The 14,699-nt window shown below is 60.4% G+C and carries 12 protein-coding genes; 5 read left to right on the forward strand and 7 right to left on the reverse strand.

Translation table 11 applies throughout. The annotated features are described in order from the left end of the window. Positions 1-71: 71 nt before the first annotated feature. The 4 genes from I5L79_RS14685 to I5L79_RS14700 all read right to left on the reverse strand — a co-directional run bounded on the left by I5L79_RS14685 (position 72) and on the right by I5L79_RS14700 (position 6,607). Positions 72-1,934, reverse strand: coding sequence for a 7TM diverse intracellular signaling domain-containing protein (locus I5L79_RS14685; protein WP_196955821.1), 1,863 nt, complete (start codon positions 1,932-1,934; stop codon positions 72-74). A gap of 687 nt (positions 1,935-2,621) precedes the next feature. Further along, positions 2,622-4,931 carry a tail fiber domain-containing protein gene (locus I5L79_RS14690; RefSeq protein WP_196955822.1) on the reverse strand — a complete coding sequence of 770 codons (2,310 nt, stop codon included), beginning with the start codon at positions 4,929-4,931 and terminating at the stop codon, positions 2,622-2,624. 429 nt (positions 4,932-5,360) lie between these two features. Beyond that, a complete protein-coding gene (locus I5L79_RS14695) occupies positions 5,361-5,813 on the reverse strand; it encodes an acyl-CoA thioesterase (RefSeq protein WP_196955823.1) in 453 nt (150 codons plus the stop codon). Between the two features lie 59 nt (positions 5,814-5,872). Then, positions 5,873-6,607: a class I SAM-dependent methyltransferase gene (locus I5L79_RS14700; protein WP_196955824.1), complete on the reverse strand. Its 735-nt coding sequence runs from the start codon at positions 6,605-6,607 to the stop codon at positions 5,873-5,875. Positions 6,608-6,712: 105 nt separating this feature from the next. Here I5L79_RS14700 and I5L79_RS14705 point away from each other — a divergent pair, with 105 nt between their 5' ends. The 3 genes from I5L79_RS14705 (at position 6,713) to I5L79_RS14715 (ending at position 8,288) form a co-directional block, all read left to right on the forward strand. Beyond that, positions 6,713-7,096 carry a hypothetical protein gene (locus I5L79_RS14705; RefSeq protein WP_196955825.1) on the forward strand — a complete coding sequence of 128 codons (384 nt, stop codon included), beginning with the start codon at positions 6,713-6,715 and terminating at the stop codon, positions 7,094-7,096. 237 nt (positions 7,097-7,333) lie between these two features. Then, a complete protein-coding gene (locus tag I5L79_RS14710) occupies positions 7,334-7,810 on the forward strand; it encodes a nucleoside deaminase (RefSeq protein ID WP_196955826.1) in 477 nt (158 codons plus the stop codon). Positions 7,811-7,814: 4 nt separating this feature from the next. Beyond that, complete coding sequence (locus I5L79_RS14715; protein WP_196955827.1) at positions 7,815-8,288, forward strand: hypothetical protein; 474 nt, start codon at positions 7,815-7,817, stop codon at positions 8,286-8,288. Between the two features lie 67 nt (positions 8,289-8,355). On the opposite strand, the gene ffh is transcribed toward I5L79_RS14715, so the two are convergent. Together ffh and I5L79_RS14725 are read right to left on the reverse strand one after the other, a co-directional pair. Beyond that, positions 8,356-9,705 carry a signal recognition particle protein gene (ffh, locus tag I5L79_RS14720; protein ID WP_196955828.1) on the reverse strand — a complete coding sequence of 450 codons (1,350 nt, stop codon included), beginning with the start codon at positions 9,703-9,705 and terminating at the stop codon, positions 8,356-8,358. Between the two features lie 46 nt (positions 9,706-9,751). Continuing rightward, positions 9,752-10,114, reverse strand: a complete 363-nt coding sequence (locus I5L79_RS14725; RefSeq protein WP_196955829.1) for a hypothetical protein — start codon at positions 10,112-10,114, stop codon at positions 9,752-9,754. 111 nt (positions 10,115-10,225) lie between these two features. Between I5L79_RS14725 and I5L79_RS14730 the strand changes: the two genes are divergently transcribed. Continuing rightward, positions 10,226-11,545, forward strand: coding sequence for a glycosyltransferase family 4 protein (locus I5L79_RS14730; RefSeq protein WP_317191385.1), 1,320 nt, complete (start codon positions 10,226-10,228; stop codon positions 11,543-11,545). On the opposite strand, the gene I5L79_RS14735 is transcribed toward I5L79_RS14730, so the two are convergent. Then, entirely contained in the window at positions 11,542-13,395 is a 1,854-nt protein-coding gene (locus I5L79_RS14735; RefSeq protein WP_196955830.1) for a hypothetical protein, read from the reverse strand. The two genes, I5L79_RS14730 and I5L79_RS14735, sit on opposite strands and share 4 nt — an antisense overlap. A gap of 193 nt (positions 13,396-13,588) precedes the next feature. Between I5L79_RS14735 and pseB the strand changes: the two genes are divergently transcribed. Further along, a complete protein-coding gene (gene pseB / locus I5L79_RS14740; RefSeq protein ID WP_196955831.1) occupies positions 13,589-14,614 on the forward strand; it encodes a UDP-N-acetylglucosamine 4,6-dehydratase (inverting) in 1,026 nt (341 codons plus the stop codon). The last annotated feature ends 85 nt before the right edge of the window (positions 14,615-14,699 follow it).

The raw sequence follows: 14,699 nt of genomic DNA on the forward strand, positions 1-14,699 counted from the left end.
TGGATGCGCATTTTCTGGCCTTCGTTCATATTGCCGCAACTATACTCTGGTTGCGCGACTGTTAACACTTCCTAGTCTGTGGCCTGTGCCTCGTCCATTTCCGGCCCGGCCAGGGGTTGCTCCTCCCCTTTGTCGGCCGCACCTATCTTTTTGTAGAGCCGGGTTTTGGCCCGCCGCACACTGGCCGGGTCGATGTTGAGCAGCACCGCAATTTCCTTGGTGGAAAGGTTGATGTGGAAGTAGCAATACAGCCGCTGCTCGTGCTTGGTGAGGGCCGGGTACTTGCTTTGCAGTTCCTCGAAAAAGCGCGGGTGCACCTGCTCGAAATGGAGCTTGAACCGCTGCCAGTCCTCGTCCAGGTACAGGCTGGTTTGCAGGATGGACTTGATACCCGACAGCTCTTTCTGGTTGCCATGCGGGCTTTGGGCACCCAGTTCTCCTATCTGCTGCTTGAGTTCGGCCAGCAGGGCATTTTTCTGCTGCACATAGAGAGATGTAGAGGCCAGCTCGCGCTGGTTGGCTTCCAGCTGCTGTTGTAAATCCTGGTTGGTGGATTGCTGCTGGCGCCGGTCCTCGCTCAGCTGCTGGGAGGCCTGCTCCCGGTCCTGCTGATGCTGCCGCTCCATCCGCTGGAAAGCCGCCTGGATCTGGGTGTTCTGCAGGGCTATTTCCCGGCTGCGCAGCTCCTGCTGCCGGATGTCCAGGGCCAGGTTACTGGCTTCGCGCTCCTTGGCCAGCAGGCTGCGCTGCAGGTTCTGGAGGCGGATGCTGATAGCGGCCGAAAAGCACAGCGCGTGCGACACCACGGCCAGGTCGGGCAGCAGCAGCTTGCCTTCATTGTCGAAGCCCAGTATCACATGGTACACGGCCACGGCCATGATGCACAGCAGGGGCAGCACATTGGCCAGCAGGTAGGTGCGGGCCAGGGGCAGCCGCTGCCGGTAAGCCACAAAGGTGATGTACAGCAGCAGCGTTATCACCCCCAGCACCAGCAGGTTGTCGAGCAGCAGCGAGTAGTAGTTCAGATAAAATCCGCTCAGGTTCACCATCCCTACCACCACGGTGAAGCCTATGTAGCCCCGCAGGGCGTAGCGCAGCACCTTGTCGAGCCGGGGGAGGTGGGTGGGCGTTTCCAGGTATGAGCGGGTCATCTGCCCAAACCCGATGAGCAGCAGCACCACGCTCAGGTGCATAAGTATATTGTTGATGGAGTAGCCGTAGCTGATGCCGCTGGGCAGCACCATCAAACTGAAAACCGGCGCCGGAAACCAGACTCTGAAAAAATTCCGGAACGCCGTAATGTACAGGGCCGCCCCTACCTGCGTGCAGATATAATACAGGGTAGTGCGGTCCGGAAAGCGGGCGTAGCCATGCAGGTTGGTGAGCAGCAGCAGCAGCAGCACCGCTATGGACACGGCCCAGGCCACGCCGAAGAACAACTCGGTATGCCGGGCCGTTGCTTCTTGCTCTATGCTTACTCCCAGGTGTATGGATGGCGGCAGCGTGGCGTGCTGGCTCAGGTGCACGTGCACGTACACGGTAGTGGTGGTGCGCCCTTGCAGTAGCAGGGGCATTTGCCCTTTCAGACGGGCACTATCCGTGGCTATGGCCAGACCAGCCCGGTGGGTACGCCACGTCTGGGCATCCGCATCGAAATAAAACAGGGTATTGTCGAGGGCAGGCAGCACCCGCAGTCGGCCAGCCTGGTCGTAGCGGCTGCGGTTGGTAACCGTGGATTTAAGCCAGAACTGGCGGGCCTGCGTGGGCCGCAGTGAGTCGGCCGGAACAAAGACCAGCGTGGAATCTGTACGAATTCTTTCCCAGCTATAGCTCTTATCGGGCAGCATGCCTTCCAGCCGTACGGTAAGGTCAGCAGCCTTACCCTTACCGGCCGCCGGCTGCGCTCCTGCGTGCAGTCCACCTGCCAGGCACAAACACAGCAGCAGTAGGTGCCGCCTTTTTAGCACAAACAGACCAAGAGGTAACGGAAGCACAATAACGGTGTGGTAGCGGGCAGAAACAGACCGGAAAGCAGCAGAACATGAGCACGCGCTACTGCCAGGTAACAGACAATAGTGCCTACACTGAAAACACGACAGCACAGTTTAGGTACACAAGCCGCTGGAAAGCGCGGCCGTCCCCGTAAAGATAACTGACCGCACGCCCCGTTGTATACGGATAACAGAATAGTACCATATGGCGGTTTGCTCACCCGTTTGCTATCCTCGTCAGCTCTACAAAGGCCCCGCGCCAAAATATGTGAGGTTGCCTTTGCCGGTAGTGTTTTGGCAGGTATATTACCCCCTGCTCCTCTCAACTGGCGCTGCTATGCAACCGGCCATCCATGACTAGCATTGAACTGCGACAGGCCGATTTTTGGCCTCGGCTCGGAGCAAACCGCTCTTAGCTTACCAAAATTGAAACCGCTCATGGCCCCTTGCCCGGCTCCCCCTCCCTGGCTACCCCAGGCTCCTGCTGGCTTACGCGGCACCCTACCGTTGCAGTAGGCACGGTCTATCAATTATGCATCTGTGACAATACCCTACCGTACCTACAGCAAAAGCCAGACCCCGCGTAGAGTCTGGCTTTCTGCTGTAGGCACGGTAGCGCGCAGGGGTGCTTTACCGGGCTGGAGCCGGTTCTTGGCGGGCCTGGGCGTCGGCGCCCAACAGGCGGGCCACCTGGGCTTGCAGCGTGAGCAGGCTGGCATGGTCGGCATCGGCCTGTGCCGCGCGGGCCTGAAGGGCAGCCTGCTGGCGGCGCAGCTCGGCCACCTCGGCGGCCGGCGTGAGTGAAGCACCGGCCGCCGGGCCGGCCGCCGCTTGCAGCTGCAGCAGCAGCAGCTGCTGCTGGGCGTTTTCGGCTTCGAGCAGCAGCACGCGGCGGTACAGGGCCTGAATGGCAATCAGGTTTACCCCGTCGAAGTCGGCCTGGTTGATGCTGATCTTGTTGCCGCTACGCCCGACACCGTCGTGGCCGAAGGCGGCGAAAAAGTCCTGGGCCATCGGGCCGTAGTGGCGCATAGTATCTGCGCTCTGGCCTATGTAGTTCCAGGAGCCCAAGCGCATGCGGTTGATGCGGGCCAGGAACAGGTTGCCATCGGCCAGTACGCGGCGCTCCTTCTTGGTCGAGTCGGACATAAACGTCCAGGAGTTGCTGCCAGGCGTCAGCTCTGCCCCGATGGGCGTACCCAGCGCCGACAAACCACTGGGGTCGGTGCGGGTGGCTACGGTGGTGAAGAAGCGGTAGCCCCCGGCAAAGCGCATGGTCATCTGGTTGGTTCTGGTGCTGTACACTGAGTCCTGCATGCGGTCGATGGGGGAGCCGTCGTTGATCGGCGACATGTCGGCGAAAACGAAGCTGCCGTAGAAGCCGCCGGTACGGGCGTAGTAGCCCATCGTGTAGGTGTTGCCCCGGCTGGAGCGGGAGTAGCAGCCCTGGCCAAAGGAAAAGGACGGGGGCCAGTCCGGGACGAAGCCACCAACGGTGGGGGAATAATTGGCGAGCGTTGACCCCCGTATCTTGTTCTGGTAGCCGCCGACGAAGTTGTACCAACCTTTGGGGGAGTTGCGCCCCCCCATGACCATCCCGTAAAAGGACTGCACGATGTTGTTGTTGTTGCCCATAACCATCGTACCCTCACTGTTGCGCAGCAGGTTGTTCCAGCCGAAGGCCGAAGAGTAGAGGCTGCTGGCTTGGTTGTCGAGGCCAAAGGCGGCTGAGTACTGACCAATGGCCGAGACGCTGTTGGCTGTCTGGTTCCACCGGTCATCCGTGACGCCGCCGGCCCGGAAGGCGCTGTAGTACGAGAGCCACATCAGCCGGTCGCCAGCCCCGGTGACGGCGGGTGTCGTGTTGCCCTTGCCCTGGTCGGAGGTGATGACCACGTCCTGGTCCATGTTGAGCAGGCGTACGCCGTAGCGGGTAGTCGAGTCGGTATGAACACGGGCAGCGCCGACCGTGAGTAGACCGTTGCCATTGAGCGCTAAGCCGCCACGGATGGCGCGGTCGGTGGTGCCGCCCACGAGCTTGTTGCCGTTCAGGTTGATGTTCTGGGTGGCCACATGGTCGCCCAGGTTGTCGCCTTCCGTGCCGGTGGTGGCCGTGGCCGTCAGGTTACCGTCAGGGTCGGCAGCCAGCAGGCGGGTGCCGGTGCCGGCCAGCCCGTTCACGTTTACCGTGCCGTCGGCGCCCACCGAGAAGGCCGGCGTGAAGGTGCCGGTGGGGAGGCCACCCTCGCTGCTCGTGCTGGGCATGCGGCCTACCACGAACTTGTCGCTCGGGTCGCCCACGTCGCCCACCACCACGCGCAGCTCGCTCTGGTCCACGGCCGGGTTGTGGCGATAGATGCCCACCGGGTCGGAGCTTACGCCCGGCCCTACCCACTCAATGGCCTGGCCCGTGCCGGCCGCCTGGCCGCCGTTGTCGCCCAGGCGCACGTTGCCACGTACGTCCAGCCGTTGCGTGGCGGGCTGGGCCGTGGTGGTACCCAGCCCCACGTTGCCGTTGGCGGCAATGGTGAGGCCGTCCGTACCGCCGTTGCCCACCAGGGTCTTATCGGCCAGGTCCAGGTTCTGCGTAGCCATGTGGTTACCCAGGTTGTCACCGCCCAGGCGCACCCAGGCGGTGCCATCGTAAGCGTAGAGGCCGGGGGTGTTGTCGGACTGATAAATCACCAGACCGGCTACGGGCGGCGCCGTGGTGCTGGCCGTGAGGGCGTCGCGCTGGGCCAGGGTGAGGCGGGGCAGCAGCAGGCCCTGCGAGGTGCTCCTGATTTCGAGGGCCGCCGAGGCATTGGGCGCGGTGGTGCCGATACCAACTGAGCCAGACTGAGCCTGGGCAGCAAGGGGAGCCGCAGCCAGCAGAAGGGCCGTCAACGGCGCGAGCAGGCCACGATAGCGCAAAGCAGGAAAATAGTAGCAGTAAGGCATAGGTAAAGCTAAAAGGAAGAGAAAGAGCAACCGCACCTTGGTGAAGGCACCACCCCCGTCGGCCATGTTTTAGATGGGGAGGTGCTGCCGAGTGCATACAGGCGCTCAGCCAGCGGAAGGCAGCGAAGCCGAACCGCTCTAAGTTCCACAATAGTCCAACCAGATAGACTCACATTCCTAAAAAGGCGCGTAGACAAAGTGTAGACAGTCTACGCAACTATCTAACAGTCAAAAGACTATTTTACACGCGCAACTCACGAAGGATACTGTATTGCCCCTTGGGCGGTGGGTGCGCGGCACAGCCCCGCTGCATAGGTTGTACGGCTTACAGCAGCGTCTTAAACGTCTGGGCAGGGGGCAAACAGGACCTATGCGCCATCAGGAACTTCTGGTAGTGCTAGGTTTTAGCCCGCCCCCGTCCAGGTGCACCTACGCCTCCCGGGGCGCCCGCACAATGTCCTGGTAGGAAGCGTGCCGGCTGATGCCGTTCATAACGGCGGAAATTTCGGCGGGCGGCACCGCCAGCTTGCGGGCGCGCAGGTCCAGCCAGGCACCTTCCACCGTCACGGTGGCGGCCAGGCGGCCATCTTCCTTATAGATGCCGTGCACAATGTTCCAGCGGGAGCCGTCCTCATTCAGCCCCGACAGCTCGGCCGTCACGCGAATGGTTTCGCCGAGTCCCACTTCTTTCAGAAAGCGGGTGTCTTCGCGAAACAGGATGGGGCCGATGCCCAGCTGGGCAAAGCGCGCCATGGTAAAACCCTGCTCGGCCAGAAACTGTACCCGGGTATGAGCCGCGTAGTCGGTGTAGGCCGAGTGGCGCATGTGGATGTTGGGGTCGAGGTCGGCCCAGCGGACGGTATAGGTTTTGGCGTATTCCATAAGAAGAGAAATCAGGCAGAGGCAGCCAGAAGCCGGTGTTGCAGGCTAAGATGAATATTCTAGCTTCTCAGCGTGAGGCGTACCAGATATTGCTGCTGCTCGTCTTCGGCCAGAAACTCGACTTCGTAGCCGGCGGCTTCGGCGTAATCCTGCAAAATGCTGGCATCGGCGAACAACCAGGAAAAGGCCGCGCCGGTTTCGGATTGGTAGCTCATGGTGTACTCCACTTCCCCGTAGTAGGGGCCATTCAGGTCGAAAACCAGGGCACCTTCCTCGTCTTCATACAGGTAAGAAATGTCCGAGGAGGTAGCCAGGATCTGGCCCCCGGGGGCCAGCAGCGTACGGGCGAAAACCAGAAAACGCTCCAACCCCTCCAGGGTGCCTACCAGCCCGAGGCCGTTCATGAGCATCAGCAGCGTGTCGTAGCCTCCCGCCTCAGCTGGCACGGCAAACAGCTCGTGGCAGGCCACTTCCCGCACCCCGCGCGCCTGCATGGTTTGCACTGCCCCCACCGATACATCCACGGCTTTCACCAGGAAGCCCCGGCTTTGCAGTTCCAGGGCGTGGCAGCCGGCCCCGGCCCCCAGGTCGAGCACGCGGCCCTGGCACTCATCCAGGGCCAGGCGCTCCAGCTCGGGCATTTCCCAGAGCGAGCGGAAGAAGTAGCTGGCCGGCAGTGCCTCGTCCTCGGCTACGTTGGAGTGCACGGTGAGCGTGGCGGCGGGGTCGAGGCCACGGTGGTAGGCCAGCAGCGCGTGGCCCAGGGCATCGGGCGAAGGTACAGAGTGAGGCATGGCCGCAAAGATACGGCCACGAGCCCGGAAACGCGGGCGGCGGGCATGGCACGTATCTTTTCGGGCGGGGCTGCGTTGAGAAAAGCTCGTTCAACCTCACGCCCCATGTCCAGCAACCTCGACTACCTGAACCCCGATCTGCTCCCGCTCGAAGATAAAGTGCAAGCTTACCTAAAAGCGGAAAAGGAGCTGCAGCAGGCCCGCATAACCCGCACCATGCACGAGCATCCCACCCCAACTCCAGAGTTCGACCAGCGCCCCGCTACCGGCAGCTACGACCAGCAAACCGACGAAGAGCAGCAGCGCATCAGTGCCGTGGAAGACGACCTGGCCACGCTGCGCCGCGAAATTCTGACCATGCTGCCCGTACGCGACGAATGGGTGAAAGTGAATCTGGGCTACGGTCCCAGCCGCGTGGGCGCGTTCCGCAACGAAAATTTCGGCACTACGCCCGAGGAGGAAGAATATCTGCTCCGCGTGGTGCAGTAAACAGAATAGCCGGCGGAAAAGAGCATAAAAAAAGGGCGACCAGTAGCCGCCCCCTTTTCCACAACCAAAACACCTAAAAACTATTCTTTCGGGACTATGTAAATCAATCATCATGCCATAGCCGGCAAAACCTATTTCATTATTCGCATAACTTTCTTGCTTTAGGAAATAAGTTTTGTCAGTGCTGCGCCATTGCAGCGGGGCGCGTAACTTGCGCGCCCTTTTTACTTGATGTGTATGCAGGCCCCCAACCCCGAGTTTATGCGGGAAGCCATCCGGCTTTCCATTGAAAAGATGCAGGCCGGCCACGGTGGGCCCTTCGGAGCAGTAATCGTAAAAGACGGGCAAATTATTGCGCGCGGCTTCAACCAGGTTACGAGCACCAACGACCCCACCTGCCACGCCGAGGTAGATGCCATCCGCAAAGCCTGCGCCGTACTGGGCACCTTTCAACTCGACGGCTGCGACCTATATACCAGCTGTGAGCCGTGCCCCATGTGCCTGGGCGCTATCTACTGGGCCCGCCCGCGCCGCGTGTTCTATGGCAACACCAAAGCCGATGCCGCCGCCATCGGCTTCGACGACCAGTTCATCTACGAAGAGCTGGACAAGCCCCTCGACCAGCGCCGCTTGCCCCTGCAGCAGCTTCTGCGGGACGAAGCTCAGGCGGGTTTCCAGGCTTGGGAGCAAAAGGAAGGACGCACAGATTATTAATTTAATGATTCATAACGCCCCTATTCTTCTGGAGCAAGTTGGCGCCACCTTGCTTGATGGTCGTGTGGATAGAATAATGGAGGAAGGAGAATCAGGTCCTCTCATCACTTATTTGCAATTTCACCATGCCAACGGCAACCAGTGGCTAGCCATCATCTCAACCGATGAGCAGACAATGACGCATCTGGCCGAAGAAGCTGAAGTTGTCATCGGAGCTATAGACAAAGGAGGACTGGTATCTCAGATTAGCTCTATTTCCGATGTGTTTCCTGCTTTTGAGCCTTTCATTGGACGTAGATTATTAGCCGTAACGGAGCTTATCGACCATAAATGGGCTGCTTTCAGCTTTGGCGTAAAGCTCTACTTTGAGGGAGGCCTCACCTTCGCCGTTTGGAATCAGGACTATCCCATTGACCAGAACTGCTATATTTTCAATGGTCCGCTGCCTGATGTAGTTGTTGAAACACCTGTTCAGTGACTTTGACTTACATGCAAACAAAAAGCCCCGCCTGCAAAGGCGGGGCTTTTTGTTTAAGCAGGCTGGTCTACCGCAGCGGGCCTTTCATGCCCATCATGCGGGCCATTTGCTGCATACCGCCTTTGGTGGTGCTCATCTTGTTCATGGTGCGCATCACCTTGCGCATGTCCTCGAACTGCTTCATCAGGTTGTTTACCTGCTGAATATCAGTACCGGAGCCTTTAGCCAGGCGGCGGCGACGGGAGCTGTTCAGCAGCTCGGGCTGGGCGCGCTCCTGCTTGGTCATGCTCTTGATGATGGCCTCAATGGGCTTGAAGGCGTCGTCGTCGATGTCCACGTCCTTGATGGCTTTGCTCATGCCAGGAATCATGCCCACCAGGTCCTTCAGGTTGCCCATCTTCTTGATCTGCTCCAGCTGGGAGAGAAAGTCGTCGAAGTTGAACTGGTTTTTGCGGATCTTCTGGTTGATGCGCTTGGCCTCTTCCTCGTCGAACTGCTGCTGGGCCCGCTCTACCAGCGAAATCACGTCGCCCATGCCCAGGATGCGCTGGGCCATGCGGTCGGGGTAGAACATGTCCAGGGCCTCCATCTTCTCGCCGGTGGAGATGAACTTGATGGGTTTCTCCACCACGGCCCGGATGCTGAGGGCCGCCCCGCCGCGCGAGTCGCCGTCGAGCTTGGTGAGTACCACGCCGTCGAAGTTCAGCCGGTCGTTGAAGGTCTTGGCGGTGTTCACGGCGTCCTGGCCGGTCATGGAGTCCACCACAAACAGGGTTTCGCTCGGGTTGATGGCCTTTTTAACGGCCTCAATCTCGCGCATCATCTGCTCGTCCACGGCCAGGCGGCCGGCGGTGTCGATGATGACTACCTTCTTGTTGTTTTTGCGGGCATACTCAATGGCATGCTGCGAAATTTCCACCGGATTTTTGTTTTCCGGCTCCGAGAAAACTTCCACCCCAATCTGTTCGCCCAGCACTTTCAGCTGGTCGATAGCGGCCGGGCGGTACACGTCGCAGGCCACGAGCAGCACCGTGCGGTTCTGCTTTTTGATAAAGGACGCCAGTTTGCCCGCAAACGTGGTTTTGCCCGAGCCCTGCAAACCCGAGAGCAGCACCACGGCCGGCTCGCCCTTGATGACGATGTCCTGCTTTTCGCCACCCATGAGCTGAGTGAGCTCGTCGTAGACGATTTTGGTGAGCAGCTGGCCCGGCGACACGCTGATGAGCACGTCGCGGCCCATGGCCTCTTCCTTGATTTTGTCGGTGACTTCCTTGGCCACCTTGTAGTTCACGTCGGCATCTACCAGCGCGCGGCGAATTTCTTTTACCGTGGTGGCTACGTTGATTTCGGTGATGCTGCCCTGGCCTTTGAGGGTTTTAAAGGCTTTGTCGAGCTTGGTACTGAGATTATCAAACATCGGCTGATGTGCTACTTATTGATTAGTTCTATGCTACTCGCTTCCGCTACGATGCCTTGCGCAGCACAATGCTTTCCAGCACTTCCAGGCGGTGAAGCATATCGGCCTGCGCCGCCTGATTTTGCTCCACGCGGGCCAGGCGCTGGTCGATGCGCTGTACGTCGGTGCGCAACTCGCCCACCTCCTGCTTGACGGCATCAATCTTTTTTTCCACCCGGATAAAGCCATCCGCCACGGCCGTGGCGAAACGGTCGAAGATGGCTTCGAAGCGGGCATTAGTCTCGGCCGCGGTTTGCCGCATTTCGGTGCGCAGCTCGTCGATTTTACGCGAGTTTTCCTCAGTTTGCCGGTCAGTGGCCCGCAGCAGGTCAGCCAGCAAAGCCAGAATTTCGGAGTTATCGGGAGCCATAGAATAAAGCAGTTTACGAAACCTAAGCGCGGATCGGCCTTCAAAAGTAACCAGAAAACCCCGAAAGGCCGCTGGTGCGTACCTTCACGGCTTCACCCTTGCCGCTGTTTTGTGCCCGTGTCCGTTGCCCGTCCGCTTCGCCTGCTTGTTATTACCTACTACTGGCCCCCTTCCGGCGGGGCCGGCGTGCAGCGCAGCCTCAAGTTTGTGAAGCATCTGCCCCAGTTTGGCGTAGAGCCCACCGTCATTACCGTAGACCCTGACCAGGCCGCGTATCCCGTCTTGGATGATTCGCTGGCGGCCGACATTCCCGCCGCGGTACGCGTCATCCGGACCAGTACGTTTGAGCCTTTCGACAGCTACAAGAAACTGACAGGGCGCAAGCAGGTGCCTTACGGCGGCTTCGTGGGCGAAAGCAAAACGAGCTTCACCCAGCGCCTGTTCAAGTTCGTGCGCGGTAACGTGTTTATTCCCGATGCCCGTCGGGGCTGGAACCGCTACGTGTTGCAAGCCGTGGCCGAGCTGCTGGCCGCCGGGGAGCAGTTTGATGCCGTGCTCACGTCCTCGCCCCCCCACTCCACCCAGCTGATCGGGCTGGAGCTGAAGCGCCGCTACGGCCTGCGCTGGCTGGCCGACATGCGGGACCCGTGGACCGACATCTATTACTATAAGGAGCTCAACCACCTGTCCCCGGCCCGCTGGCTGGATGCCCGCTACGAGCGGCAGGTGCTGGAGCAGGCTGACGCGGTGCTCGTAACCAGCCTCAGCACCAAGCGCCTTTATCTGAGCAAGTCGGCGGCGCTGCGGCCAGAGAAGTTTCACGTGCTGCCCAACGGCTATGATGAAGACGACTTCCGGCATCCCAGTGCGCCGCCCCAAGATGCGCTGCTGATTACGCATACGGGTACCATCTCCGAAACCTACCACATCGGGCAGCTGCTGGCGGCCTGCGCGGCGTGCAGCCAAAAGTACCCACAGGTGCCGCTGCGGCTGCGCTTCGTGGGAAAAGTGTCACCGGGACTGCAGCAGCAAGTAGCCGAAGCAGGTTTACAGGCGCAGACCGAGTTTGTGCCCTTCGTGCCGCACGACGAGTCAGTTGGCTACCTGTTGCGCAGCACGGTGCTGCTGATGGCCATTCCGGATGTGACCAACAACCTGGCAATTCTGCCGGGAAAAGTGTTTGAGTACCTAGCAGCAAAAAAGCCCATCCTGTGCGTAGGGCCGCTGGGCTCCGATGCGGATACGCTGCTGACGGAATGTGGAGCCGGCCGAGCCCTGCCCTACGATGATTATGCGGGCATGCTCGCCCGGCTAGAACGGCTGGCCACCCAGTGGCTGCAGCATCCCAACCTCGACCTACCCACCCAGCAGCACGCCAACTACTCGCGCCGCGCCCTCACCGCGCAGCTGGCTGGCCTGCTCACGGCCTAGCCCTTATGTAGTTTTTGCCAAACGCCCCGCAGCTTAGCTGGCACCAGGCTACCCGCCCGCGCCTTCAAATCCGTCCAGGAAGAATGCGCCAGCTGCTGACCTTGCCACTGACCAATAGCAGCAGCCAGATGCTGGGCCAGAGTGCGGTACTGCTGGCGCTGATAATGCCGCAGGTTGTTGGTTACGTGGTCGGAGCTATGCACAAACTCCCGCACGTCGATGATAAAGCAGTTCGGTGCAGAAGCCACAAACGCAGCTAGTGCCTGGTTCATCACGGCATGACGCTGGGCGGCCCCGGCCTCTTCTGAGCCCGGCATTTCTACCTCGGCCCCATTCAGAAAGAAAATAGGGATTTGCCCAGGGACCTGGCTGCGCAGCCAGCGGAGGTTTTCGGCGAACTGCTCCGGGGAAATCTGGCCCTCAAAGGCATATTCCTGCTGGAACCGCTTCAGAAACGCTTCATCCATCCCCTGAAACCGGCGCTGCGCATATCGGGTAGCCTGGGCGGCGGGGTCCACCGTCAGCAGGTTCTGGTAGCCTCCGAAGGGTATTTGCCGGCCGGTGGCTTTTTCGCGGTAAAGCTCCTGGGTGTAGTCCATCAACGGGCTATACACCAGCACGTCGTAGTTGGCAGTCCAGAGCTGGGTGCTGAACGCCTCCTGGCCCAGGAAGGGCAGCGCTGCGGCCAGACGCTGCTGCTCCGTGGCGGGCAATTCCTGCCCCGCCCGCAGCAATGTGGTGTGCTCCAGGTGCACCGGTATCTGATGCTCGTTGTTGTAGTTGAATTCCTCCACTACCTCCAGCTCAAAGGCCTGCAGGAAGGGCGTGAGCTGGCCCAGGTCGCAGCCGCCTTTGAGCAGCACGCGCAGACGGCCACCCGCCCCGGGAGCTTCTGCGCGGGCTGAATCGTTGCCTTGCTCCAGCGTAATCCAGTCGGGTTTTTCCTGCCGATTCAGCTCCGTAGCTACTTCACCCTGGACTTCCAGCGCCGGAAAGCCCAGGTGGGCATAGGTGAACTGCTCGACGCCCAGGTGCAAAATGCGGCAGGAAAACACGAGCTGCTCCACCCGGTTTTCCTCTAGGTTCAGGCAGTACACGCCCACCAGGCCATAGTCGCCAAAGCGGTCCTGCACGCGCACGGTGCCCCAGCGCCGGGCCGGGTCCCGCAGGCTGGCTTCCAGTTCGGCGAGCGTGACACGACGCTTGGTGAAGTTGAGCTGGTTGGAACGGTTGATGAGTTCCTCGATGCGGCCCAAATCGGATAGAATGGGCGCGCCTTCCGAGAACCGGATCCGCACCTGAGCATCGCGCAGAAAGGCCAAGTTGTCGTTGTACTGGGTGCGGGCCTGCTGCTGGCGCTCCAGCAGCTTGTATTGCTCCAGGCGGGAAAGCGCGGGGTCGGGCTTGCCGCTGGCCCGCAGCAAAGGAGCCAGGGCGGGCAGGTCAGCCGGGTCGGCTACCTGCAGGCCGGGGTTGTAGTACTGCGCTTCCGCCCGGTTGATGGGGTTATCATCCAGAAACAGCGCATTGGGCGCCCGCAACTGCATTTGCTCCAGCAGCTGCCGGATAATGGGGCCTTTGGGCTGCCAGCTGATCTGCGGAAACACGAACAGGTCGCGGATGCCCAGCTCCACCAGCTTGGCCTCGGCCGGGGCAAAGTCATTCTTGGAAACGATGGTATGCACGATGCCCCGGGCTGCCGTGTCCCGGACGAGCCGCAGGTTTTCGTCCAGCGCCTCCACGGCCCCCTCCGAGAGCGTGCCGCGCCAGAACGTATCATCCAAATCCCAGATGATGACTTTGACGGGGGCTTCAGTTGCCAGTTGTTGGTTGCCAGTTGCCAGTGCCATGCGGGTTGGAGCCGAGGAGCGGGCACTACTGCCTGCCCTAGCGGCCTATTCAGCTAAAATTGATTCTTCAAAGGTACAATGAACCGGCAAGCTGCTGTCGGTTCCTGATTTCCGTGCCCGCAACTGACGCCGGAATGCCTACTTTTGTTTTCCTTACCCCGGCCGGCCTGGTGGCTGGCCCTGTTTTCTTCTTATGGCCCTCGACCTTAATCATAAATCTATTCTGGTAACCGGCGGCACCGGTTCGTTCGGCAAGCAGTTCGTGCAGGCTGTGTTTGAAAAGTACCCGCAGGTGAAGCGCCTGGTGGTGTACTCGCGCGATGAGCTGAAGCAGTACGAAATGTCGCAGGCGTTTCCCAGCAGCAAGTACCCGGCCATCCGCTATTTCATTGGCGACGTGCGCGACGCGGAGCGCATGAAGCGGGCCTGCGAGGGTATCGACATCATCGTGCACGCCGCTGCCCTCAAGCAGGTGCCCGCCGCCGAGTACAACCCGATGGAGTGCATCAAAACCAACATCTTCGGGGCCGAAAACGTGATAAATGCCGCCCTCGACTGCGGGGTGCAGGAAGTAGTGGCGCTAAGCACCGACAAAGCCGCCGCGCCCATCAACCTTTACGGGGCTACCAAGCTGTGCTCCGACAAGCTGTTTGTGGCCGCCAACAACATGAAAGGCTCCCGCAACCTGCGCTTTTCGGTGGTGCGCTACGGCAACGTAATTGGTTCCCGGGGCTCAGTGGTGCCGTTTTTCCTGCAGGAGCGGCACAAAGGGGTGCTGCCCATCACCCACCCTGATATGACGCGCTTCAACATTTCCCTGGAGGAAGGCGTGGACCTGGTGCTGTATGCCCTGGAGCACAGTTGGGGCGGGGAAATCTTCGTGCCCAAGATTCCGAGTTACAAAATCACGGAAGTAGCCAAGGCTATTGCCCCCAGCTGCCGCCAGGAAATCGTGGGCATCCGGCCCGGCGAGAAGCTGCACGAGGAAATGATAACCGAAACCGACGCGCTGAGCACGGTGGAGCTGGATAAATACTACGTAATCCTGCCCTTCACCCCGCGCTGGGATGTGGAAGAGTTTATCCGGCACTTCAACGGCCGCCGCGTGGAGGCCGGTTTCCACTACGATTCTTCGAACAATGCCGATTGGCTGTCGGTGGAGCAGATTCGGGAGGAAATCCGCCTGCACGTAGACGCCGAGTTCACCCACGACTGCTAACTTTTTTCTTGCTCCACGGCTGGCAGCTGCTCCTTGGGGCAGCTGTTGGTTTTTCCGCCCGGGATGCCCGCCGTACTGTACATTT

Source organism: Hymenobacter guriensis (genome assembly GCF_015773195.1).
GTDB lineage: Bacteria > Bacteroidota > Bacteroidia > Cytophagales > Hymenobacteraceae > Hymenobacter > Hymenobacter guriensis.

Coding starts and splice junctions, on each gene's coding strand:
- I5L79_RS14690 (WP_196955822.1), bottom strand. CDS start 4,931: ATGCCTTACTGCTACTATTTTCCTGCTTTGCGCTATCGTGGCCTGCTC.
- I5L79_RS14695 (WP_196955823.1), bottom strand. CDS start 5,813: ATGGAATACGCCAAAACCTATACCGTCCGCTGGGCCGACCTCGACCCC.
- I5L79_RS14700 (WP_196955824.1), bottom strand. CDS start 6,607: ATGCCTCACTCTGTACCTTCGCCCGATGCCCTGGGCCACGCGCTGCTG.
- I5L79_RS14705 (WP_196955825.1), top strand. CDS start 6,713: ATGTCCAGCAACCTCGACTACCTGAACCCCGATCTGCTCCCGCTCGAA.
- I5L79_RS14710 (WP_196955826.1), top strand. CDS start 7,334: ATGCAGGCCCCCAACCCCGAGTTTATGCGGGAAGCCATCCGGCTTTCC.
- I5L79_RS14715 (WP_196955827.1), top strand. CDS start 7,815: ATGATTCATAACGCCCCTATTCTTCTGGAGCAAGTTGGCGCCACCTTG.
- ffh (WP_196955828.1), bottom strand. CDS start 9,705: ATGTTTGATAATCTCAGTACCAAGCTCGACAAAGCCTTTAAAACCCTC.
- I5L79_RS14725 (WP_196955829.1), bottom strand. CDS start 10,114: ATGGCTCCCGATAACTCCGAAATTCTGGCTTTGCTGGCTGACCTGCTG.
- I5L79_RS14735 (WP_196955830.1), bottom strand. CDS start 13,395: ATGGCACTGGCAACTGGCAACCAACAACTGGCAACTGAAGCCCCCGTC.
- pseB (WP_196955831.1), top strand. CDS start 13,589: ATGGCCCTCGACCTTAATCATAAATCTATTCTGGTAACCGGCGGCACC.